General features: G+C 50.5%; 24 protein-coding genes and 2 pseudogenes. 13 read left to right on the top strand and 13 right to left on the bottom strand.

All coding sequences use genetic code 11. The annotated features are described in order from the left end of the window. Positions 1–188: 188 nt before the first annotated feature. Positions 189–1,403: a penicillin-binding protein activator gene (locus P6574_RS20395; protein WP_310622036.1), complete on the bottom strand. Its 1,215-nt coding sequence runs from the start codon at positions 1,401–1,403 to the stop codon at positions 189–191. A 218-nt stretch (positions 1,404–1,621) separates the two neighbouring features. Between P6574_RS20395 and rsmI the strand changes: the two genes are divergently transcribed. From rsmI to P6574_RS20375, 4 genes are all read left to right on the top strand, one after another. Then, positions 1,622–2,563 carry a 16S rRNA (cytidine(1402)-2'-O)-methyltransferase gene (rsmI, locus tag P6574_RS20390; RefSeq protein WP_310622035.1) on the top strand — a complete coding sequence of 314 codons (942 nt, stop codon included), beginning with the start codon at positions 1,622–1,624 and terminating at the stop codon, positions 2,561–2,563. Beyond that, positions 2,523–2,942, top strand: coding sequence for a YraN family protein (locus P6574_RS20385; RefSeq protein WP_310622034.1), 420 nt, complete (start codon positions 2,523–2,525; stop codon positions 2,940–2,942). Before rsmI ends, P6574_RS20385 begins: the two co-directional genes overlap by 41 nt. A gap of 213 nt (positions 2,943–3,155) precedes the next feature. Further along, positions 3,156–4,103 (top strand): glutathione synthase, encoded by a 948-nt coding sequence (gene gshB / locus P6574_RS20380; RefSeq protein WP_310622033.1) that lies wholly within the window; start codon positions 3,156–3,158, stop codon positions 4,101–4,103. 124 nt (positions 4,104–4,227) lie between these two features. Then, the gene (locus P6574_RS20375; RefSeq protein ID WP_310622032.1) at positions 4,228–5,754 is read left to right on the top strand and encodes a YifB family Mg chelatase-like AAA ATPase; all 1,527 of its coding nucleotides are present in this window, start codon (positions 4,228–4,230) and stop codon (positions 5,752–5,754) included. A 198-nt stretch (positions 5,755–5,952) separates the two neighbouring features. On the opposite strand, the gene P6574_RS20370 is transcribed toward P6574_RS20375, so the two are convergent. Both P6574_RS20370 and P6574_RS20365 read right to left on the bottom strand, forming a co-directional pair. Further along, positions 5,953–6,408 (bottom strand): GNAT family N-acetyltransferase, encoded by a 456-nt coding sequence (locus tag P6574_RS20370; RefSeq protein ID WP_310622031.1) that lies wholly within the window; start codon positions 6,406–6,408, stop codon positions 5,953–5,955. Between the two features lie 223 nt (positions 6,409–6,631). Beyond that, positions 6,632–7,075, bottom strand: a complete 444-nt coding sequence (locus tag P6574_RS20365; protein WP_310622030.1) for a GNAT family N-acetyltransferase — start codon at positions 7,073–7,075, stop codon at positions 6,632–6,634. A gap of 245 nt (positions 7,076–7,320) precedes the next feature. Here P6574_RS20365 and P6574_RS20360 point away from each other — a divergent pair, with 245 nt between their 5' ends. From P6574_RS20360 to P6574_RS20345, 4 genes are all read left to right on the top strand, one after another. Beyond that, a complete protein-coding gene (locus tag P6574_RS20360; protein ID WP_310622029.1) occupies positions 7,321–7,617 on the top strand; it encodes a transposase in 297 nt (98 codons plus the stop codon). Further along, on the top strand, positions 7,614–8,513 hold the full coding sequence (locus tag P6574_RS20355) for an IS3 family transposase (protein ID WP_310622028.1): 900 nt from the start codon (positions 7,614–7,616) through the stop codon (positions 8,511–8,513). Before P6574_RS20360 ends, P6574_RS20355 begins: the two co-directional genes overlap by 4 nt. A gap of 96 nt (positions 8,514–8,609) precedes the next feature. Continuing rightward, on the top strand, positions 8,610–8,723 hold the full coding sequence (locus P6574_RS20350) for a hypothetical protein (RefSeq protein WP_405048163.1): 114 nt from the start codon (positions 8,610–8,612) through the stop codon (positions 8,721–8,723). 461 nt (positions 8,724–9,184) lie between these two features. Beyond that, positions 9,185–10,111, top strand: a complete 927-nt coding sequence (locus P6574_RS20345; protein WP_310622027.1) for a DMT family transporter — start codon at positions 9,185–9,187, stop codon at positions 10,109–10,111. 531 nt (positions 10,112–10,642) lie between these two features. Here P6574_RS20345 and P6574_RS20340 read toward each other — a convergent pair. Continuing rightward, on the bottom strand, positions 10,643–11,470 hold the full coding sequence (locus P6574_RS20340; RefSeq protein WP_310622026.1) for a cysteine hydrolase: 828 nt from the start codon (positions 11,468–11,470) through the stop codon (positions 10,643–10,645). 131 nt (positions 11,471–11,601) lie between these two features. Here P6574_RS20340 and P6574_RS20335 point away from each other — a divergent pair, with 131 nt between their 5' ends. Beyond that, entirely contained in the window at positions 11,602–12,528 is a 927-nt protein-coding gene (locus P6574_RS20335; protein ID WP_310622025.1) for an AraC family transcriptional regulator, read from the top strand. A gap of 114 nt (positions 12,529–12,642) precedes the next feature. Next, positions 12,643–13,461: pseudogene (locus P6574_RS20330) on the top strand (IS5 family transposase). A gap of 223 nt (positions 13,462–13,684) precedes the next feature. Here P6574_RS20330 and P6574_RS20325 read toward each other — a convergent pair. The 4 genes from P6574_RS20325 to P6574_RS20310 are packed head-to-tail and all read right to left on the bottom strand — an operon-like array spanning position 13,685 to position 17,309. Then, entirely contained in the window at positions 13,685–15,424 is a 1,740-nt protein-coding gene (locus P6574_RS20325) for a flotillin family protein (protein WP_310622024.1), read from the bottom strand. A gap of 19 nt (positions 15,425–15,443) precedes the next feature. Beyond that, the gene (locus P6574_RS20320; protein WP_310622023.1) at positions 15,444–16,142 is read right to left on the bottom strand and encodes an OB-fold-containig protein; all 699 of its coding nucleotides are present in this window, start codon (positions 16,140–16,142) and stop codon (positions 15,444–15,446) included. Further along, on the bottom strand, positions 16,139–16,834 hold the full coding sequence (locus P6574_RS20315) for a PspA/IM30 family protein (RefSeq protein WP_310622022.1): 696 nt from the start codon (positions 16,832–16,834) through the stop codon (positions 16,139–16,141). The genes P6574_RS20320 and P6574_RS20315 overlap by 4 nt, the downstream gene beginning before the upstream one ends. A 22-nt stretch (positions 16,835–16,856) precedes the next feature. Continuing rightward, entirely contained in the window at positions 16,857–17,309 is a 453-nt protein-coding gene (locus P6574_RS20310) for a hypothetical protein (protein ID WP_310622021.1), read from the bottom strand. Between the two features lie 171 nt (positions 17,310–17,480). On the opposite strand from P6574_RS20310, the pseudogene P6574_RS22190 reads away from it, so the two are divergent. Next, a pseudogene (locus P6574_RS22190) lies at positions 17,481–17,837 on the top strand (LysR family transcriptional regulator); the annotation flags it as partial. On the opposite strand, the gene P6574_RS20300 reads toward P6574_RS22190, so the two are convergent. The 3 genes from P6574_RS20300 to P6574_RS20290 form a co-directional block, all read right to left on the bottom strand. Further along, positions 17,828–18,064, bottom strand: coding sequence for a transposase (locus P6574_RS20300; RefSeq protein ID WP_310622020.1), 237 nt, complete (start codon positions 18,062–18,064; stop codon positions 17,828–17,830). The pseudogene P6574_RS22190 and the gene P6574_RS20300 sit on opposite strands and share 10 nt — an antisense overlap. A gap of 189 nt (positions 18,065–18,253) precedes the next feature. Then, on the bottom strand, positions 18,254–18,511 hold the full coding sequence (gene tnpB / locus P6574_RS20295; RefSeq protein ID WP_310622019.1) for an IS66 family insertion sequence element accessory protein TnpB: 258 nt from the start codon (positions 18,509–18,511) through the stop codon (positions 18,254–18,256). Then, positions 18,511–18,933, bottom strand: coding sequence for a transposase (locus tag P6574_RS20290; RefSeq protein ID WP_310622018.1), 423 nt, complete (start codon positions 18,931–18,933; stop codon positions 18,511–18,513). The genes tnpB and P6574_RS20290 overlap by 1 nt, the downstream gene beginning before the upstream one ends. Before the next feature lie 30 nt (positions 18,934–18,963). On the opposite strand from P6574_RS20290, the gene P6574_RS20285 reads away from it, so the two are divergent. Continuing rightward, positions 18,964–19,203, top strand: a complete 240-nt coding sequence (locus tag P6574_RS20285) for a hypothetical protein (RefSeq protein WP_310622017.1) — start codon at positions 18,964–18,966, stop codon at positions 19,201–19,203. A 61-nt stretch (positions 19,204–19,264) separates the two neighbouring features. On the opposite strand, the gene P6574_RS20280 is transcribed toward P6574_RS20285, so the two are convergent. Both P6574_RS20280 and P6574_RS20275 read right to left on the bottom strand, forming a co-directional pair. Continuing rightward, positions 19,265–19,594, bottom strand: a complete 330-nt coding sequence (locus P6574_RS20280; protein WP_310622016.1) for a hypothetical protein — start codon at positions 19,592–19,594, stop codon at positions 19,265–19,267. 110 nt (positions 19,595–19,704) lie between these two features. Then, positions 19,705–19,950 (bottom strand): hypothetical protein, encoded by a 246-nt coding sequence (locus P6574_RS20275; RefSeq protein ID WP_310622015.1) that lies wholly within the window; start codon positions 19,948–19,950, stop codon positions 19,705–19,707. A 276-nt stretch (positions 19,951–20,226) separates the two neighbouring features. Between P6574_RS20275 and P6574_RS20270 the strand changes: the two genes are divergently transcribed. Then, positions 20,227–22,917 (top strand): hypothetical protein, encoded by a 2,691-nt coding sequence (locus P6574_RS20270; protein ID WP_310622014.1) that lies wholly within the window; start codon positions 20,227–20,229, stop codon positions 22,915–22,917. Positions 22,918–22,978 lie beyond the last annotated feature (61 nt).

Here is a 22,978-nt window from a genome sequence, read left to right as displayed (position 1 = left end):
TTTCTATCGTGTCCTAGACAAACTTTCACCTGTTTTATCGCAAAGATATCTCATAAGTTTAAGAGAGGGAGAGCTGCTCCCCACCACAGTCTTGCAGAATATCTCCGAAAAGTGGATGTCGGCTTTCGGAGATACACGCACACGATGAGTTAAAGCAGTGAAGCGTTTCTATTAAACGAGAAGCTGTTTTAATAGGAAAAACTGCGCTGTGCAGTCGAGACTGTTTCAGCTTTGCCTTGTTGGGTAATTGTATAAACCGCAAGGCCCCGTTCGCTGTTGCCGTTTCTATCAAACCGGAACACCCCGTCTACACCCAGAAAGCCATCACGGCTGGTGAGGGTATATTCGGAGAAACGCTCAACTCCTGCCGTGCGGACCAGCCCGGCAGCCAGAATCATGGCATCATAAGCAAGGGATGCATTGCGGGCAGGAGCACTCCCGTATGTCTGCGCGTAACGGTTGCTGAAATCATCAAAATTCCGGTTATCAGGCCCCGGGAACCAAGCCCCAACAAGTACAGGAGAGCGTAAAACATCAGGCGTATTCCAAAGGCCGGATCCGATCAGCTTAAGTTCGCCAATGTTCGCCCCCACTTCAGTCATCACCTGCATGGCGTAGGAAGGAACCCCACCCCCTTCAGGAATAAACAAAGTATCTACCTGAGAGACCAACCCACTGATATTCGTCGTTTTCTGGCGGATATCCTCCACATTACCAGGGGTATAACGCTCAATACTCACAATTCGCCCGTTCGCACTGCCCACCGCCTGACGGAATGCCGCTTCCACAACAGCGCCATAAGAGTTGTTGGGCAGTAATGCGGCAAACGAGCGCCTCTCCTGCTCAATGGCAAAATCTACAACACGTTTCGTATCGGACTGGGGTAGATAGCTCAAAAGATAAGTGCCTTGAGAGGCCACATTCGTATCCGTTGAAAAGGCAATAATAGGCACTCCGGCACCACGCGCAATGGGGCTGGCCCCGCGTACCGCATTAGCAAAGACAGGGCCAATAATCAGCTCGGCACCCTCTTGAACAGCAGCCCGCGCAGCCGCCTGCCCGCCGGATGTGGTTCCACCACTATCTTTAATAATAAGCTGGATATCAGAATCTTGAAAATCACTCAGTGCAAGTTCAGCGGTATTGCGGAACAGGTTGGCGACAGAGGACGCCGAAGCTCCCTCACCGGAAAACGGAAGCAGCATAGCAACACGAACGGAGCCCTCGCCAATCACCTGCCCGGTTGGCTGTTGTTCTTCCCCCCCTTTTGGAAAGGAGTAGGAGCTGTAAGTATAGTTCGATGAATTCACACAACTGCCCAAAAACAGCATAGCCCCCACGCCAAGCGAGGTAATAAACCCTTTAAACAGTCCTGTTTTCGAAGAGCCCGCAATTTCTGTCATTTGTTGTCCGCCATTTCATCGAATACCCACACAGCCATGGGCACCAATCTTCCAAATTTCTCGGATTACAACCCGTTAATGCGAGCAGTTCATCCTCTAAGATTTTGTTTTTTTTATTTCCTACACAAAAATAGCCCCTAGGATCTGTCTTAAATCCGGTTTTCCAGTTAGATCTGCGCAATCACTTGTGCAAAACTATGCGGAAACAGGGCCACAATATGAGCGAATTTGAGGGTACAAAAAAGTCGAATGACTACTCACTCGGCGAGAACAGTTTTGCTGCCAAAAGAATCGAATCCGGTCTCTATATTGTCTCTACCCCCATCGGTAACTTGGGAGACATCACCATACGTGCTCTGGAAACCCTTGCCGCAAGCGACCTCATTGCCTGTGAGGATACGCGTGTTACTGGAGGTTTACTGCATCGTTTCGGAATAAAAACGAAAATGATGATCTATAACGAGCATAATTCCGACAAGCAAAGACCTCACATTCTGGAGGCCTTGGAAAACGGAAAAGTTGTCTCTTTGGTATCCGATGCGGGCACCCCCCTCATTTCAGATCCCGGCTACCGTTTGGTGAATGACATTGTGGAGAACGGGCACCGCGTCTTCCCTATCCCCGGAGCATCCGCCATGCTCACCGGCCTCGTTGGTTCCGGCCTGCCATCCGATGCAATTTTATTTGCAGGCTTTTTGCCACAGAAGTCTAGTGGGCGAAAAAAACGGCTGGATGAGCTTAAAGATATGGAATCAACGCTCGTCTTCTATGAAAGCCCCCACAGAATCGGAGCGTGTTTGAAGGATATGGAAGAAGCCTTTGGCGCAGATCGCAAAGCCGTTGTGGCCCGCGAACTGACCAAACGCTTCGAGACATTCGAGCGCGGTACACTGGGCACACTTAGCGAGCAATTTTCAAAAGATCGCACAAAAGGCGAAATCGTTATCCTTATAGCTCCAGGTCAAGCCCAGCTTCCAGACTCCACAGATGCTGACCGCCTCCTCAAAGAAGCCCTAACCCAAATGCCTGTAAGTACAGCGGCCAAAAAAATCTCTAAACTAACCGGCGTAGACCGCAAAACCCTTTATGCCCGCGCTCTGGAGTTCCGAGACAAGCTGAATGCACCATCACCTCACAACCATACCCAGCCAAAGGACTAGCGGATATGCGCAGGCCCGCGCCTATTCAAAAGGAGTGAGGGCGGAACAGCGTTGCGAAGCTTATCTAAAGCATCATCGCTGGCAGATTCTCGCCAAGCGCTACAAAACAAAGCTAGGAGAGATCGATATCATTGCCAAACGCGGAGCCGTGATCTCAATCATAGAAGTCAAAACTCGCAAGCATCTGGAAGATGCTCTCACAGCAGTCACGCCCGCCTCTCGAAAACGTATTGCCCGCGCTGCCAGTCACTGGCTTGCCAATGAGGGGCAGTCCATTCCCAAACTTGCGTATATGACTATCCGCTTCGACCTGATGGCCGTTGAAAGCGGTGGCACCGTGCACCACATTCCCGACTTCTATCAGCCTGAACTGTTCTAGCTTTTTGAGTTTTTATACTTGAAGCCATAGACAAATCTTCCAAACAACCTCATATCAGCCTGAACTGGGGCATGTTTTGATGAGGTGACCCGTCAACTCTGCCTTGTTTCACTGTTTCCAAACGTATCTGAGAACCAATTGGTACTTTTCGCAGATACCTTCTATATTTGACCAAAACGCCTTACCGGCCAGTTTTTTGTTCAGGAGCTTTTCATGGGCCTCAAGATTGCCGTCCAAATGGACCACGTCTCAACCATCAACATCGCTGGAGACAGTGCTTTTGCTCTCATGCTGGAAGCACAGGCACGCGGACATGAGCTCTACCACTATACCCCAGACCGTTTGGCCCTGTGGGGAGAAAAAGTCATGTGCCAAGTGGAGCCCATTACCGTTCGCGATGTAGTGGGTGACCACTTCACCTTGGGCGAACCACAGCGCGTGGACCTTGGTACAATGGATGTGGTTCTCATGCGTCAGGACCCTCCCTTTGACCTTGCCTATATTGCAGCCACTCACTTATTGCAGAAAATTCACCCAAAAACACTGGTGGTGAATAACCCAGATGAAGTGCGCAACGCTCCCGAAAAACTGTTTGTGACAGAGTTTGCGGATTTGATGCCGCCAACCCTCATCACCAATAACCGTTCGGAAATTGATCTATTCCGCAAGGAATACGGCGATATCGTTATGAAACCGCTGTTTGGTCATGGCGGTGCCGCTGTTTTCCGTGTCACCAAAGATGATTTGAACTACGGCTCTCTCTACGATTTCTTTGCATCGACCTTCCGCGAACCTTGGGTTATTCAGCAGTTCCTTCCCAATGTTAAGCACGGAGACAAACGTATTTTGTTGGTAGACGGTGAGTTTGCAGGGGCTGTCAACCGCGTTCCTGCGGAAGGGGACCTGCGCTCGAATATGGTACGTGGCGGTTCCCCTAAGGACAGTGATCTTACGGACCGTGAGAGGGAAATCTGCGCACGGCTAGGCCCTTCACTCAAGGAAAAAGGCTTGATCCTCGTGGGTATTGACGTGATTGATGGTTACCTGACCGAAATCAACGTAACGGCTCCCACTGGAATCCGGGCAATTCAAAACCTTGGTGGCCCTAATGTCGCGGCAAAAGTAATGGACGTTTTGGAGGCGAAACGATCGCAAGCATAAGAACCTGATAGACGCCAGAGGCTCTAAGTTCAAACTCATAGGGAAACGCCCCTACGAGTTTCCGTAATTGTGACCCATTAATATCCAGCCTAACCTTAGTCTTGACGGAGGAAAGGTTAGGCTGATGTTTTCACGGGTCGCCACAGTGGCATTTCAAGGCGTCGAAGCTGTTCCTGTTGATGTGCAGGTGCAAATCGGGCCGGGCGCTGTTCAATTCGGCCTCGTAGGGCTAGCCGATAAGGCAGTGACAGAAAGCCGTGAACGGGTTCGCTCTGCCTTATTCTCCTCCGGCCTTGCCCTGCCTGCCAAGCGTGTCACCGTTAATCTTGCCCCGGCAGACCTTCCCAAAGAAGGGTCCCATTATGACCTCCCCATTGTTTTGGGTCTCATGTGTTCCATGGAGCTGATTCCCCAAGATGCTCTTGAGGAGTATATTGCCCTTGGGGAACTCTCTCTTGATGGAAACCTTGCTCCCATAACCGGAATTCTGCCCGCCGCGATTGCCGCCAACGGGCAAGGCAAGGGGATTATTTGCCCGGCCGGCTGCGGATCGGAAGCGGCATGGGCCGATCATACCATGTCTATTCTCGCCCCTCGCAACCTTTTGGAACTGCTCAGTCATTTCAAAGGGTCCGCCCCTTTGGGCGCTCCCAAACCAAAGTTGATCAACCACACAGGCCCGCAGCTGGATCTTAGTGAAATCCGCGGACAGGAGAGCGCTAAACGAGCGCTGGAGGTTGCCGCAGCTGGTGGCCATAACATGCTCATGGTCGGCCCTCCTGGCTCGGGGAAATCCATGCTGGCGAGCCGCCTTCCCTCCATTTTGCCGGAACTGGAACCAAGCGAACTGCTTGAGGTTTCCATGATCTCCTCCATTGCTGGCGAGCTGAAGGAAGGGGCCCTTACCAATCACCGTCCCTTTCGCTGTCCCCACCACTCTGCATCCATGGCCGCACTGGTGGGCGGCGGCTTGAAAGCAAAACCCGGCGAGATTTCCCTCGCTCATAATGGCGTTTTGTTTTTGGATGAACTACCCGAGTTTGCACCGCAGGTGCTTGACGGCCTGCGTCAGCCCATTGAAAGTGGTGAAGCGGTGATTGTGCGGGCCAACCATCGGGTTACCTATCCCAGCCGCGTACAGATTATCGCTGCCATGAACCCGTGCCGTTGTGGCTATGCCGGAGAACCGGGCCACCAGTGCAAACGCGGCGACAAATGCGCCTCAGACTATCAAGCCCGCGTGTCCGGTCCATTTCTGGACAGGATTGATATGCATGTGGATGTTCCAGCAGTCTCTACAATGGACCTAATGCGCCCCTCACAAGCGGAAAGTTCAGAAAAAGTTCTGGAGCGCGTTCAAAAAGCAAGAGAACGCCAGCGGATCAGATACGCCCACGCCGAGGCTACCTGCCGCCTGAACAGTCAAGCCACACCCTTACTAATGGAGAGATTGATTCAACTGGACAAAACGAGTCTCTCCTTGCTGCACGAAGCCGCCCAAAAACTATCTCTGTCCGCTCGCGGATACCACCGCACCCTAAAACTTGCCCTAACCATTGCCGATTTGGCAGGAGAAGACAGTATCTCCCCCAACCATCTGGCAGAAGCTCTGAGCTATAAAGCCCTGACACGGCTTCAACATGCTGCCTGATAAGCGGGAAAGTGCGCTCTATTTAGAGCAGGCTGCGCTCATTCGTATTCACGCTTCACACTCTAACTTTTGTACTTTAAGCGAAGTGAAGCAGACAACAGGTATGCGCTTACATAAAGAAGTTGTCAGCTTTGGAGACCAATAAAAAATGTAAAGACCAGAGGCCCTATTACGTCATTGTTGCCTCTCTAAAGCATCCTAACCTTCTATTTTGCTATCAGTTTGCCAGATGTAATGGTTATCTACCCCTTCACAGGATTGAAACTCAAAGCCGCAAGATTGATAAAACCTATTGGCGGGGCTGTCCTTAAGTGCCTTTAATCGCAACGGAAGCCCAGCCTTTTTCGCCTCTTCTTGTATAGACCGAACGACCATCCTTCCCAGACCTTCGCCTTGATGCTCTACTTTGATGTATAAGTGATCCAGATAGAGGTGGTCAGAATAATCGCGGACAACATAGAAGCCGAGAAGTCTTTTATTTATGAGTATCAACCGAGTGTCAGCGGGATCAAAGCCGGAAAGAAACCTTTCACGAACCCGAACTTCATTGAAGCGCCCAACAGCTTCAAGACTTGGTCTCATCACTTGAGCACGAAGTTCAGCCAATTCACTAGGATCAATGTTATACGCATCTGTTATATCGGCTTGGCTCATCCTTACGTCTCTCCGCTCTAATGAAAATTGCGCAGAGCAATAAGGAACATTGGATTCTTACACAATTGAAAAGTGAAAAGGGGCCTATACGTGCGCTGTCCACACCAAGGCGGCAGCGTCTTAATAGAGACACCTCCCACGATAACCAATTGTATTCCAAGCATTTTACTCGAAACCTGCATCCACTTTTTCAAAATATGCAGTAGTCTCCGAAACCGCATCCCTACAACGTCTTCACCAAATGCGCCCTCTCCCCATCATCGCGCATAAGTTTATAGCCACCTTGCTCCAGAAAGACGCGGGCCGGATGGGTGCTTATGGGGCTGTAGGAGCAGCGAGTGAAACCGGCGCGCAGAACCTGCTCTTCCGCCAGCTTTAGTAGGTGGGCTGCAAGGCCATAACGGCGGTAGTCCTGATGCACATATAGGTGCTGGATAGTGGGGTCATCCTGCACAAGTGTCCAGCTGCAAAAACCCACCACCTCGTTGCCCAGAGTGGACACATGTGTCTGCGCCAGATGGTGTTCCAGCATCCTTTTATGGGTGGCCTTGGCTGCCTTCCAGTGTTCATAGTGCTGGGGTTCCAGCTCCGCCATATACCGCTCTTCCAAAACGAGAAGACTAGGCAAATCAGCTGGAGTGGCTTTGCGGTTGATGGGAACCGGCATGGGCTGCCTCCTTCATCAAAGTGTCTCTTGGACCATTTTTATCAGCATAGACCAAATTCATTGCATCTTTCTTCCCCAAACCTTATCCCCCTCTGCCCCAATGCCTCTATTATTCCTCTCGTGCCCATAAAAACGAGCAGCGGCGGACCGTCCGTCGTGAAGTTATGGGTCGGGATGGGGTGGAGTTCCCCCCAGTTTCCGGACAATCAAGTATACTCACTTAGATTGTTGCGAGGAGACAAGGAATGGGAACCAAACGAGGTAAGTACACGGACGAATATAAGGCTGCCGCTGTCGATCGGCTTTATGAAGCGGGAGCGACCATGGGCAAGGTTGACAAGGAGCTGGGCCTCACACCTTCACAGTTGAAGATCTGGCGTTTGGAGCGGGAAGCGGCGGGATCAGAAGAAGCCAAACGCCGCCAGAAGGCTGATGCTGCCGAGTTGGCCCGGCTGCGCAAGGAAAACAAGCGGCTTCAAGAAGAAAATGAGATCTTGCAGAAAGCTTCAGCTTTTTTCGCCTCAAGGGTGGGGAAACCATGACAAACAAACATCTGTTCATTGCCGCCCATGCAAAAGATTACACGGTTTCTGTCCTTTGCCGTCTTCTTCAAGTCTGCCGCAGCTGGTTTTACGGGTATCTGTCTTCACAACCCGAGCGCCAGGCTCGGGCTCAACGTAAGGAGCAGCGGGAGCAGAAATTGTTGAGTTTGATCCGAGCGATGTTCTTGGAAAGCCGGGGCTGCTACGGTTCAAAGCGGATCCATGCCGAGTTGGTTGCCAAAGGTGAGGTTGTCTCACAAAGACGCATCGCTAAGCTTATGAGTGATAATGATATTTCTCCGTATCGTCGTGGACCTGTCCCGCCGGTAACCACGCTCAGCAATCACAAGAAGTCGCCCTCGCCAAACTTGTTGCAGCGCGAATTTGACCGTTTCACTCCTAACACCGTCTGGCTTGCAGATATTACGTATGTCGCCACTGATGAAGGCTGGCTTTATGTGGCGGCCATCAAGGATATGGCGACCCGGGAGATTGTCGGCTGGGCCATGGACAGGCATATGAAAGCAAGTCTGTGCAGCTCGGCCCTTGAAATGGCGCTGGCAAGGCGTGGCCCTGTTCCAGGCCTCATTCATCACAGCGATAGAGGCAGTCAATATTGCTCAGAAGAATATCGCGCGAAGCTGCGGAACGCCGGCATAAGACAGTCCATGAGCCGAAAGGGCCAGTGCCTCGACAACGCGCCGATGGAAAGTTTCTTTGCCTCCCTGAAAAAGGAGCTGGTCCACCAAACAATATTTGCTACAAGAGAGCAAGCGAAGGCAGCAATTTTCGAATATATTGAGGTGTTCTATAACCGTCGGCGCAGGCATTCGTCTATCGGTTATAAAACGCCATGTGAGGCTTTTAGACAAAGGGCTTGGAAAATGGCGGCATAACAGCTTCAATCAATCTGTCCGAAAACTGGGGTGAACTCCATGTGGCGAACTGTCTTTCAAACACGACAGGAAGCTGGAAAGGCTCTTGGCGTTTACATTGAGGGCTTTTACAATCCAATTCGAAGACATTCGGCGTTAGGATATCAATCGCCAATTGTATTCGAGAGACAGCAAATAGATATTGAGACGAAGGCTCTCCACATTTCTTAAGCCAGTCTAGCCTTCGCCAACCAGCGTAAATTGGCGCCATCATAATCATCGCGTAATGGGATTGCTGCACTCAAAACATCCTCCAAATCTAGTTTCGATATAGATTCAGAAATCAATGCACTTGGGTATCCTACAAGAGTCGAACTTCAGGGGGATTGGTATTAGAGTTCCGTTCCGGGCAACAGCAAGAAATGCATGAGTATCATCCCACACCAATCTCTGTGAAGTAAGTTTTTCAGAAATGAAAATCTGTTTATGAAAATTTTCTATATTTTTCATATTAGGTATGTGCCACATTTTCTTTCTGTTGCACAAGGGAGAAACATATTGAAAAAAGAAAGCTTGGTAATGGGTTTGAAGTATCCGCACTTGGCTTGGGTTGCATGGGGATGAGTGAATCTCAAATATCCTCTATGAGGCTAGATGCTCCGTTATGGTATCAGGGCTAAGGGAGGAGTATGATGAAAGCCTCCTCACAAACCGCCGTCTCGTTGACTTTATTGGCAACTTTTTTTTGGGGCTCTAATTTTCAAGCCACAAAAATTGCTATCGCAAGTATTCCACCTTGGACAGCATCTGTTGAGCGTTTTTCCATCGCTGTTATCGCAATTATGGTTGTCATGATGGTTAAGGGTGCCTTCAGACGGGAAATACTCATAAAAAACCTTCTCCCTTTCGCTATTTTAGGAGTTATTGGCGTAGCCGGATTTAATGGTTCTCTTTTTTTGGGACTACAAACATCCAACCCAATTACGGCTGCCTTAATCATGGCAACAACACCAATTTCAGCGAATATTGTAGAAGCATTGATTAGCAAAAAGCTGCCTGAAATCATACGTGTTATTGGTATGGTGATTAGTTTAATTGGTGTAGCGCTAGTTGTCACAAATGGAGAGATACTTTCCGGAAATATATTCTTTGCTACTGGCGATATCATGATCTTTTTAGGGAGTATTGCATGGGCAGTTTACACTGTTGGTACTCGTGTGTTTGTTTCTGATTCAACACCATTAGAAACAACAACATGGACTATGCTTTTTGGTACTGTCGGCTTATCTATAATGGCATTCTCATTAGAATTTCCAATTATTGATCTACAGTCCGGTAATGCAATAAGCCATATTTCTTGTCTGTACATGGGGATAGCTGGTTCTGTTTTGGCTTATCTTTTTTGGAATGTGGGGGTCGCGACAAGAGGACCAGGGAAGACTTCCATTTTCTTTAATTTTGTACCGGTTTTTGCTTTAGGTGTTTCTGCTATATTCGGTAAAATGCCCTCTATAATCCAGTTACTTGGTGTACTTGTAACCACTTGCGGTGTACTTGTAGCACAAGGCCAAGTTTCTGCTTGGATTGCCGAGTTCCGTCGGTTAAGACAGGTTAGCTAGAACTTTGATATAGGGTTGTGTGGCTGAATGGATCGCAAATTGCCATGGGGCTTACAACTAATCGTATAGTAAGCATCAATCGATTCATTATATGTAAAAATTTTCATTTGATCTGACAGGTTACGGCTTTTGTTGTGCCTGTCAGATTAATTTTGAAGTTCTACACATTATATAACTGGCTTATTTTGATTCCATTTTTCTTGATTATCTATAGCAATTCTTGCTTTCTTTATCATCTGCAGTATCTTATCCGGAAACTGTTTACATTTTTGACGACTGCGTCGCCATTCGCAAAATGAGGTACAAAGTTATCAAAAGATCCTACCTCAGCAATGTCTTCAACGCTAACCGGAACAAAGGCTGCAGGTTTAGGGGCATCAACGGGCTTTGTCAGGTTATTTAAAGTTAAAAGTCAGATGGCTATCTAGCCAGATCGTCGGTGAATCTTGTTCTTATTTTAAGAAATAATAGCGACCTTGCCAATGGCAAGATGAACACACCGCCTGAATAGAGAGGCGGTGCGCCTAATTGTTAAGCCTGAAGCAGCTTAACAGCCTCGTCAGTTGTCCAGACTGCATTAGCGATGAAGCGGAAGTTGGTCAGTGCGGCCAGATAGCCATCGCCATCCGGAATGACGGCTGCAGCCGTACCATCACTCACCACAGCAACCTCAAAACCCTGCTCAATCAACTCGCGCATGTGGCTTTCGGTGCAAAGGTTCGCAGACATGCCCGCCAGAATAACCTGATCCACGCCTTGCTTGCGCAGTTGAAGGGAAAGGTCGTTGGTGTCGTTGCCATACACTTTATGCGGAGAAGTGACGATGGTTTTGCCATCGTTGATGTAAGGCTTGTAAACGTCCAACCAGTCTGCACCGGAACCTTCAAAGTCATCCACGTTGAGCGCGCCTTTGCGATTGAACATGCCGATGTTGTGCATCAGTTTTTCCAGTGCACCTTCAAACTTCCAGCCGTGATCAGTTGGGTAGTAATAGTGAGGAGAAACAGCCACAGTGATGTCCGCTGCTTTTGCAGCTTTGAACAGACGCTCGATGTTGTTTACGGTGTTGTTGCGGGTCACGCTCGCGCCCACAACGCCCCAGGTCACGCCATCAGGAGACAGGAAGTCGTTCTGTGGATCTGTCACAACAAGTGCAGCGCGGCTCAGGTCCAGTTTCATGTCGCTTGGAGGCAGAACGGACTTCGCCGGTGGAGCATATGGATCTTTCACTTTATCTTGCGCTTTTGCGTGGGCAGCACCCGCAATTGCAGCGCCACCAACAGCTGCAGCAGCAGTCAGGCCACCGCGCAGAGCATCACGGCGGCTGAGTGTTTTCTTGTGATCATTGTCGTTACACATCGTCTGTACCTTCACATGTTTAATGATGAGAAGATGGGAAAAGCTATGTGCCTTATGGTCCGAAATTGGTACCTTTTAGTCCTAATATGTATCATTACATCGCGATGGTCGTTATAGATGAATGTATGGATATGCATTTTATTCTCGATGAAATGGAAATACAGGCCCACCCGTTTGCCTTGTGTGAGCTGAACGGTGCCTGTGACCTTGATCTGAACAAAGACCCTTTGGCGACCCTGCACTATGTGCTGGCCGGGGAAGGGGAACTGGTGTTCCCGGGACGACCCGCTATCCCCGTGCGCAAAGGCTCGCTGATCCTTGTGCCTGCTCTCAAAAAGCACGTGCTGCGCAGTTTTGGACAAGTTCAGGATCCGATCCCCAGTTGCAATCCGGACAAGCTGAAAATGGCGCACTTGATCTATAACAGTGATCAACAGGACGAGGGCCAGCTCATTGTCATCTGCTCCCGGATATCGCTTAGTCTCCGGCAAATGGAAAACTTGATTGATCTGGTGCAGGAGCCGATTGTCGAGTATCAGGCAGGCGAAGATGCCTGTGAAGCGCCGATCCGCAGATTGCTTCTGGAACTTGCCAATCCAGCACCAGGCAGCCTTGCCATGGTGCGCGCGCTCCTGATGCAATGCATGATCGAACTGATGCGCCGCCGCTTCAACAATCAATTTGGCGGGCTGGAATGGATGGCAGCCCTACGTTACCCGCGCATGTGGCCGGTACTTCGGCATATCCTCGATACACCGGGCGAGCCACATTCCGTCGAGAGCCTCGCTACCCTTGCGGGTATGAGCCGCAGCGGCTTTGCCAAACGCTTTCAGGAAGCTTATGGTAGCGGTCCAATGGAGCTTCTGCGGCATGTGCGTATGCGCCGTGCCGCTACTATATTGCTGGAAACTGACCACCCCATCGAACGCGTCTCCTACCTCATAGGTTTCCGCAGCCGTAGCGCCTTCTCTCGCGCCTTCGAGTCCGCAATCGGTGTGTCACCACAGAAGTTCCGCATGCAGAGGAAGGGAGGATACACTTTAGCGCCAGAAGCATAGCCAACTGCAACTGCCGTCCTGCCTTTAAAATCTTAGAGTCTGTTCAAAAATAAGCTCTTGAATAAACGACGGTATTCGAGTTTTTCATATTCTGCGAAAAACTTGAGGCCACAAATGGTATGGACGCCGTTCACCCGGAAACTTCATTGTCGCAAAGGGCTGCGATATGCAAGTGACTTGACAGATAAAGAGTGGTTTTTGGTTGCGCCTCATATGCCCAAACAGCCGAAACGCGATCGGCGACGCAGCACCGACCTACGGGCGGTCACTAATGCCCTGTTCTACCTTTTACAAACGGGCTGCCAATGGGCCTTCTTGTCGAAGGACTTTCCCCCAAGCAGTACAGTGCATTACTATTTTAAGCGGTTTAGGCAAGATGGGACTTTGGAGCGGGTACATGAAGCACTTTACCAATAAACCCGTCTGCTAGAAGGGCGTGAAGAAAGCCCGACCTTCGCAATTATTGACAGTCAGTCTGAAAAAACCGGTCCAGATACCCGTGGCGATGTTGGTTCTGATGCCGGGAAGAAGGTAAAAGGGAAAAAACGTCATATCCTCGTTGATATTCTTGGGCTTGTATTGAGTGGCAAGGTACATTCGGCAGGCATTCACGACCGGGATGGCCTCGCGCTTGTCTGCAAAAGGGTTGTATCCCGCTTTCCTTTTCTTGAGGTGATTTGTGCCGACGGTGGATACCAAGGGCAGATCGCAGCAAAGGCGAGCCCGAGACCCCTTCAGATCGTTAAGTGAACTCAGAAAGGGTTTCAGATCCTCCCAAAACGCTGGATTGTTGAGCGTACCTTTGCATGGTTAGGCATAAACCGCAGGCTATCAAAGGACATTGAGCGATATGCCAGAACCACGGAATATCTAATGAACGTTGCCATGATCAAGCTGATGGTCAGAAGAATTGCTCGATATTGCTATTCTTGAACAGACACTTATAATTAACCCAATAAAGACCAACTTAGACTTAATAATTTTATTGATTATACGTTTCATTTAATAGTTCATTTTCATTTCCAGATTGATCAATAAGGCATTTCACTCATTCATCAGAAAAGTGGTACCCAGTTACTTTGCCCCCATGTGGCGATCAAGGCTACAAACGCCCGTTGCCGCAGTGCTGTGTGCACTGCGGCGCACGATTTTATCCTTAACCCGCGTCGCTCACGGCCTTGGTCATCTGGTTGAGGTCACCTCCGGACATGCCCAGCTCACTAAGCAGGCTGTCCACCAAGGGAGCCTGAGTGCGATACTTGAGAGCGGAGTTGACCAGTTGGTCCGGCAGCGCCGCGGTACCATTGCCTTCACCCGCGGCAGCACTCGGGCCGGTGCTGGCTCCGTGCAGACCGTCAACCTGGAGGATCTTAATGCCCTCGATCTGCTCCATTGGTTTCACCGATTGTTCGATGATGCGCGGCAATGCCTCGATCAAGGCCAGCTTGACCTGCATGGTGATCTGGTCTGCCGCCAGCAGGTTGGCCGCCTCGTTGAGGTTGCGCTTGCCTTCCGCCTCGACGCTCAGGCGCAGCTTGTCGGCTTCGGCGCGGTTACGAATAGCATCCGCCTCAGCTTGCGAGGCCAGACGCATCTGATCGGCTTCACCGGTGGCGCTGATGCGCATGGCATCGGCACGGTCTTCGGCCGCTTTCTTGTCTGCATCCGCGCCAACAGTCACCGCAATGGCTTCCCGTTCAGCTTCTCGCGCAGCTTCCACCAATTCCACTTGTTTCTGGCGCTCGGCTTTTTCGATTTCCTGCGCCGTCAGCACCTGCTCTTCGGCGCGTACCGCTAGCGCGCGGGCCTCGTTGGCAGCAGCATCGGCTTGAGACAGGTCCTTAGACTTTTCAGCCACCGCAATGGAGCGGGCCTGCTGTTCCAGTTCAATGAACTTGCTTTTCTCAATTTGAGCGGTCTCAATGGTACGCGCCTTCTCGATCTCCTGTTCCTCTAGGTCCTTTTGTGAGGCGATATTGGAGCGTTGGATTTCCAGATGCGCGGTAATTTCTGCCTGCTCGGCCTGCTGACGCCTTTCGGCCTGCTGGGTGGCGATCAAGGCCTGTTGTTCGGCCTTGCGAATTTCCAGGTTCCGCTGCTGTTCCAGCCGCGCATATTCTTCTTCGCGGCTGATTTCCAGCTTTTGCTGTTCCGCTTCCAGGTTTTTGCGTTTGACCAGAACTTCCGTGTCCTGCTCAATCTCGTTGCGTTTCTTGCGCCGTTCCTCAATTTCCTGAGTAAGGCGGGTCAGACCCTCCGCATCAAAGGCGTTGTTGGGATTAAAGTACTCCATTTTGGTCTGATCCATGCCGGTGAGCGACACCGATTCCAGTTCCAGACCGTTCTTCAAGAGATCTTCGGAAACTGCCGCCTGCACCTTCTGCACGAACGACACCCGCTGCTCATGCAGTTCCTCCATCGCCATTTCCGCTGCGACCGCTCGCAACGCATCAACAAACTTGCCTTCAATCAAGTGCTTGAGGTCCTCCGGGTGCATCGTTTTGGAGCCCAAGGTCTGGGCTGCATTGGCGATCGAGTCCTCGGTGGGCTGCACCCGCAGGTAAAATTCCGCCACCACATCGACACGCATGCGGTCGCGGGTGATCAGCGCGGCGTCATCGGCCCGCTTCACCTCAAGGCGAAGGGTGTTCATATTGACTGGGATCGTCTCATGCAGGACTGGCATAATCAGCGCGCCGCCATTCATGATAATTTTTTGGCCACCAAAGCCGGTCCGCACAAAGGCGATTTCCTTGGTGGAGCGCCGGTACAGGCGCGCGAAGACGATGGCAATGGTTAGCAGAGCCACAATAATAATGGCGGCGATGAAACCAATGCTCATCAGCGCAGAGCCGGTCTCAAGCGCACCTTGAGATGGACTGGAATAATCGTTCATAAAGTTCTAATGCCCCTTTTTAAGGATTTTTAAGTCTGTCACTTAAGTTTTGATGTGGATTGGAAATGGCTAAGTATTTACCCGCCTGCATGCCCACAATCAGCACCTCATCGCCGGTGTTGAGAACAACCCCGTCCCGGTCGGACAGGATCTGAATATAGTGCCGAGTGCCATACTGGTCGGTAATTCTGCCTTCTGCCTGCATGTCACCGCGGGCCTCACCCAGAGTGATGCGTGCAATCCGGCCCACCAGCGCCTCGCGGGAAATAGACTGGGTTTCGGCTTTTGGCATTTTGCGGCCGATCAGATTGCCGAGCCGACCGGTGAGGGTGAGCGCAATCACCAGAACCAGCACGGCCGCGCCGGAAAATGGCAGCATGAAGCCCAGATATTGCCACAGCAGCACTTGCAGCACGATGCCGCTCAACCCGAAGATTGTGAGAAAAATCACCAGTAGTACCACAAATGGAACCTTGCCCACCGCCAGCCAGGCGAGCACACCCGCTAATGGGCCAGCCCCCGCGACCTCTGCGACATCCGCACCAGCCGTGACATCCGCATCAGGGAGATCTGCCTCAAAGTCCGGCAGTGCTTCATCAATCAGTCCCGATAGCGAGAGACCGAACAACAGCCCCAGAATTTCCAGAAGGGCAAGGCCAAGCATAATGGCAATGGCGATGCTGAAGCCGACAACAGGCTCACTTGCAATGAGGTTCAAGAACCACCTCCTGTGGGAAGCGCGGCGTTCAGGGCGGCGAGGCGCTCTTCGATGCGATGAGCGCGGTTAAGTTCATCCAGTTCGCTCAACTTTCCTGCCTTCGCGGCTGTTGCCGCTGTTGCAGGGGACGCCACTCCCGTAGAAGCCAACAACGCTCGGTCAAAGGCGGTATTGGCCGCCGCAACCTTAGTGTCCACACCTTGAGCTCCGGCTGCTTCTGCAGGTCCCAGCGTGCCATGTTGCTGCGCACTCTGGATTTGCTTGAAGTGTTGCAATTGCTCATTCATCTCCCGTTTTCTCGCCTGCAGCGCCTTGACGGAATTGCCCAGCTCTTGTTCTTCATCGCCCGCATCCTGAATTGTTTTTTCAAGCACCGGGATTTGTGCCTCGATATCCATCTGGCTGGCGACCCCGGCATGGGCCAGCTCCCGTTCGCCTTTGCCCAAGGCGACGTTCACCTGCTCCAGAAGCTCTTCATGTCGGGTATTGAACTCACTCAGGCGCTGGCTGGCCACATGTTTGCGCACGGCGACCTTGCCCAAGGCGGTGCGGGCATCTTGAATGGCTCCCTCAATCTCTCGAATGGCTTCCGACATCACCACGTCGGGCGCGCGGTTCTCTACGGCATCGACAATGGAATTAGCGGTTCCAGAGACCAGACGGCTCACGCGACGAAACAATGTTTCTGACATCGGAAAATCCTTTCTTGAATTGTTACAGGGCAGAACTGGTATTATTAGAAAAAAACCGTTGCTGATACTCTTTTACCAAATCCGGGTTGAGCTGATTGGCATGCGGGCTGGTCAAGCACCGCCGGCACTGTTCGGCCAGCTCATAAACTTCATGCAGCACCGCGGCCTCCAGATCTTTGACAGATGTATCGGCGGCTTTACCGGTGAGTGTCCCCACCAGCAACGGCAGCCGGTCAACAAGAGAAGAGAGAAAATCAGAGCGTTCGTCAGATGCATCCAGACGCGCTCTCACATCTTCCAGCACTTTGCGCAGCTGCTGTGTAGGTGGCAACTGGTCGAGTTGCCCCGGAGAGTTATGAATTAGCCCCCGCAGTTTCTCACTTGGGGTCGTGGCGCCTGGCACCTGCATGCGGGCGAGGATTTCGCTTTCTTGTTCTGACAGGCGGAAGCTCATTGAAATGGTGCGATGGGGCACGAGAATCACCTTTGCATTACATTCGTATTACAAAGGTAGTATATTGTCTACAAATTGCAAGGCCTTGCCGTACAAACGTGCTGCATAATGCCATTTTCTGTAGTCGATCTGCTGCACTGTGCTCAAAACGGCGTATACAATAAATAATAATTTCATTTATTGAGTTTTTAAATGATAAAGCGTTCCCTCGATCTGGATGCCGTCCGAACTTTTGTCCTAATTGCCGAGCTAGGCAGCTTTACACACGCAGCCGAAGCCACACAGTCGGCACAGTCCACGGTCAGTTTGAAGCTTAAGCGGCTCGAAAAACGGCTTGGTTGCAAACTCTTCGTACGTACTCCAAGGTACGTTGAGCTTTCGGCGCAGGGTACGACCTTTCTCGAACATGCCCGCGAATTCTTGAATAAGCATGATCGTGCCCTTGCCGCTCTCATAGGATCCCGGCAGCGGCTGAGCATCGGTATCAGCGATCATGTTGCAGGGCCGGAACTCCCAGTATTGATAGCACGCATGAACGCTCATGACCCGTTGGCTTTCGGCTTAAGCTGGCTGTCATTTTCGGCTTCCGCCTGTTCGACAGCGATTGTGGTTTCCAGTTCTTCCAGTTGCAACTGGACCTGGTCCGGATGGATCTTTTCCGATCTTGACCCAAACAAGGCGCGTTTGTAATCTGCCAGCAGTTTTTCCAGCTGTTCGATACGCGCATCCTGCGCCGTTACCCGCTGTTCAGCGGCGGCAAGCTTGACTTTTAACATGTCAATGTCATTGGGACAGGAAACTGGATTTTGCATGGCAAAACTATAGCAGAGACAGCCAGTTACCCCTAGGTTATTCATGAAATATTCCTGACTATTCAACACCTTGCGGCGCTTTTACTTCCAATGCTCTCACCTTGCGCTGGTCAAGGCCGCAAAACAGGGCTTCGAACTGGGCGTTAGACAGGTTCACCACCCATTACGGATTTGCGGCCAACAGAAGGTACTTTCCTCCAAACGTTTGTAGATCAGAACCAGTCCGGTGCCATCCCAGTAAACACATTTGAGATGGTCGCCGCGCATGGAGCGAAAGATGAAAACGGTGCCGGTAAACGGATCCTGTTTCAACTCGTTCTGCACTAAAGCGGCCAGACCATTATGTCTTTTGCGAAAATCAACCGGCTTGGTGGCAACCAGAAACCGCAAGTGCTGGGAAGGCAGCAACATCACCCCGCCTCCAACGCCAGAACAAGCTCGGCCAAGCGGCGTGTTGGGATGTTGGATGGTAAATCCAGCTTAATCCGTCCAACCTTCAACCGTATGGCTCCAAGGGACGCTTTATCACAGGGGGAGTGAATGGGATCTGCAGAATACTCAGGCGGAATGCTTTCCAACTCCTGCTCTTGCGCAACCTCTTCTTGAAGTACCAAGGCGGCAAAGTTGGGCAGCGCCGCATTTTGATCTATGTGATCTTCAACTTCGACGTGATCTGGTTCATTGACCTGTCGGCGCCAGTGGTAGATTTGCGAGCGGGAAACGCCATGTTGATGCGCCGCCCGGGTAACTCTGAGTGTGTAACTATCGTCAACCACCTGAAGCCGGTTCACAGTCAGGGGTTTAACGTTTTTAGACAGTACTTTCTTTGTCATAAGGCCTCCGTCAAGAATTGGGAGGACTATGTGAGGAGCGCGGCGTTAGGAAAAGGTGGGGTTAAAACAGCGGATACGAAGCTGCGCGCCGCACGCAAACAAGATAACATCTACATTCGCTCTCAAATTGAGGCCGGAGAACACAAGCGCCAGCAAGAATTCGCACGCGAACTAAACTACCGTCAATCTCTGTCCGCCAGCCGCGCTGAACAGAATGCAAAATGGATTGGAGATTTTGAAAACAGGCTTGGGTGTCCGTTCAACAGTTGAGAAGCTCCAGAAGCCATTGCGGAACGGATGAAAGTGGCCAAGAGCCTCGATTCCGGGGCGCTTACCAAACTTGTTGCTGCCTGTGAAACGATCGCCTGCCAAATCCGGGATCTGGAAAAGCCAAGGGCGTGGGTTCGGCTTCCAATTTGTCGGAGAAGAGCTGACCAAGCAGGCCGGTGCCGATGGGCGCCCATTTTCGTGAACATAGAACGTAGGCTGTGCGAGGATCGTTTAAGCACAAAGAAGTCGTTGGAAACTGGTTCAAAATCCGCCTATCGCGCTGGCTCAGTGCCCTCCTTCGCCCGGCGCCCGCCAGTCTGTCAAGCTGGAGCGGTCCGGCCCAGAAAACCGGATGGCCTTCTGCAGCGCCTGCCAAAGCGATCGGGCTCATCGCCCTTACGCACTTTGTGTTTTTGACTTAAGCGCAGCCTATATTATTTGAACTCGCAAGGTCCGATATCCCATACATCTAAGTCAGATCTTGCAATCCGCGGCGTGTTCTTAGATGGCAATGCCAGTCGGCGTCATAGGTAATGAAATTGGCATATATCCATGCCACCCGCGTTTCTTTTTCTCCAACCTGAGCCAGTTGGTTTTCCGCTTCTCCCAAAACGCCCGAGCTTCGTCAATAGACGGCACCTTGTATTCTATGGTGCCAGCTACGGTGGCAGGTGTAACTGTACCCGCGCCAAGTAAACCAACACAAACGAAAGCCCCGAGTGTGATGGTGTCCAGTTGCTTTTTCATAAATATTCCCTTCAATGAAATACCGCAGCATAGAAACAGGCAGGCTGGTTGCCACTGATAAAAAAGTGGGGGGGCACATCGCAAGAGTTGAGTTTGGCGAGGGGTGTTTTATTTTTATTGCCGCAATAAGTGCCGGTATCAACCAAGTGCCCTGCCTTATTATCCCCCCAATTAATCATTGATCTATATTGATTGAGCATTTTGATTCCTACAATTTAGAGAGGTAATTCCTTGCGAACTAACAATAAATCCGGGCACTGGGGAGCCTGCGCCACAATGGGTATTGCACTGGCGTGTCTAACTTCGCCTTTAGGAGAAGCTGCTGCCAGTTCCACGCAAACCTCTGAAATAAAGATCAAGGTTACTCCCCCAAATCTATCAGAGGACCAATTTTCCGCACAGGTTCTGGGGTTTGGTCTACCTCTGGTACGAGGAATGGTGCAAGAGGATGCGCTGGATAAGTTTAGACTGTCCTGCTCTGCCGCTGCCAATTTGGAGGGGGGCACCGTTAATGTCGAGCCCGTTGATTTGGCGGTAATGCAGAAAGCTGTCTGGGCCAATCCCGAGGAGCAAAACGGCACATCCAATTTGGATGTGCGATGGGCATGGGTGGAATACCGGTGGTCTCCTGATAAGCCGGAGTGCACCCTACGTCTCAATGGGGATGGGGAAAGTCACACTGCCAGTCCAAACATGCCAGTTACCACAGACAGTGAGGGCGTAATCACGGTTTCAAATGGAGTCTATGCCGTTCAACTCTCTCCCGATTCCCTCTTTCCCTCACAGATCAGTCGGGACAGTTCAGAACTCCTAACCACTAATGCAAGCTCGAATTTCTATCTCAAGGATAAACTCATTTGCGATGAGATCGGCGGTAGTGACTGTCGTTTTCATCCCACGAATGCAGTTAACTGGACAGTAGAGCGTAACAGCCAGTTCAGAACTGTTATCAAGGGAGAGGGGTATTACCCTGTACAGGGTAATGAGGATGCTGAAGTTGCAAAAGCGGTAGTACGCTATACTTTTCTGAAAGATACACCGTACCTTGATATTGAACACCAGCTGATCGGCACCCGTGAAAAGGTTCAATTTACGGAACTAGGGCTTGAGATGAGACCTATAGATGGCGTGGACGTATGGGCTATTACTGAAGAACAGGCGGCAAAAAGCTTGGAGGGGAGTAGCTCTACCCCCGGCAGCTTTAACGAAGACCAAAGTCAGTACTCTTTGAAGTTCTGGGAACCAACCGAGCAACTTGCCTATATTGATTATAGCCCGATAACGATTTTTAACAGCTTTAGCGATACTTACAAGAATTCTGTTGCCAGCCAGACCGGCACTGACGTCAATTCCGTGGCAGCTGATTTGGATGTTTTGAGCAACGCATGGGGTGTGGGGCGCACGCATAAAGTTCGCTTGGTCCTTTCAAAAGATAATCCGATTGAAAACATGCATGTATTGGCCCAAACTCTGGTGGAGCCTTATTTGGCCAGAGTGGATGAAACCTACATTACTAATTTGGATAATGCGGTTTTTCCAGTCATGTCTTATAAGGGGGAGGGCGGCAACAATACTCTCGACGAGGGATGGGATTATGATGATCATCCTCCTACTTATGCAGAGCTGGAGAACCTCCACTCAATGTGGTTCGATGATTATCTGGAGCGTGGCAGTTGGAGCCCGCTCGAAGGATGGTACAATTATGGCCGTGCCCCCTTCTTTCGCTACATGAAGGAGAACGTAGACAATCAGGTCAACGTCTATCCCCAGTGGTACCGCCAAAGTATTTCCCAGTATAATATCGTACACAACAGCATTTACAGTTGGGCCCGTTCTGGAGACCGCAAGTACATTGATTTTGCACGCAAAGCCAACCGATTTTCCCGTGACTTCAGCTTTGCCCATGATGGTGGCAATTCTTGGAAATGTGTACTTGGTGAAAACGAAGTAGAGTTTTCTGGGGCAACCTGTGCGAGGAAGTACCCCGGTCAGTATGTGAGTGGCTATGATTCCAAATTCCCCTTTTACTGGATTAAGGCAGGCGTGTTTACGCCTCAACAGGTGAATGATGGAGAAGATGTTACAGCGTTGTCGTTGGATTATTTCCTGTTTGATGACCTTGCCAGTCTTGATGTGATCAAGGCCTATAAAAATGCGGTGGTGGCGGGGTTTTATGCCTATGATGAGGAAGAGGATCGGTTAGAAAAATTAGAAACAATTAAAACAAAAATATTTGGAACCACGCCTTTTCCTTCTATGGCAGCCATGTTGGCCATCTATAAAGTAACGGAGGATGAAACCATTGGAAAATGGCTCGCCGATATTTTGCCGTTATTCTTTGATCAAGACGGTGAACTGGCGTTAGACAATGATTATTGGACTATAAACGCTACCAATACTTATCTGAGTGCAACATATAAGCTGGACCGCAAGCTATCGGCTTTTCTAAATATCTATAATTATTTGAAGGCGGATAGATATCCGGATCTGGACCTTGAGTTTGTTCTGGAGGAGATGACGCAAATTCATTCATTCTTGGTAGAAAGGAAAGCGTATGATGCAGGTGCCGCTCCGTCTCAAAGCATGGCGCCGCTCTTTTATCGGGAGGCCTATAAAAAGACTTGCGATAGTGAGACCTTTGAAAACCTCCAATGGAACTTAGAAACGGCGGTGATGCTCCATAGGAATGCTCTCAAATACCGCGAAGATAACAATCACACGTTCAAAGGGACACTTCCAGATATACCTGAGGATCATAACACTGCAAATTTTATCGAATTTACCTCTCCGTACTTTGAGCAGAACTTTGACCATGTGCATGTGGATGGCAAATTAAACCACCTCCAATACCACATAGAGCCCTCACGAAACACCTACATGCTGTACGCCCTACCAATTGGAATGAAGGCTCTTTTGCAAGGTTCGGAGGCCTGCTACACAGGCGTCAAGACTGACGAGTCATCTTGATGAGGCGTCCAATGAGTAGAACCAAATCCGGATAAAGTCCCATTGTAAGCGGTGTTTTGCT

This window comes from Pseudovibrio sp. M1P-2-3 (assembly GCF_031501865.1).
Classification (GTDB): Bacteria; Pseudomonadota; Alphaproteobacteria; order Rhizobiales; family Stappiaceae; genus Pseudovibrio; species Pseudovibrio corallicola.
Note: the sequence above shows the minus strand (reverse complement) of the source record. Positions and strands in the feature narration are given on the sequence as shown.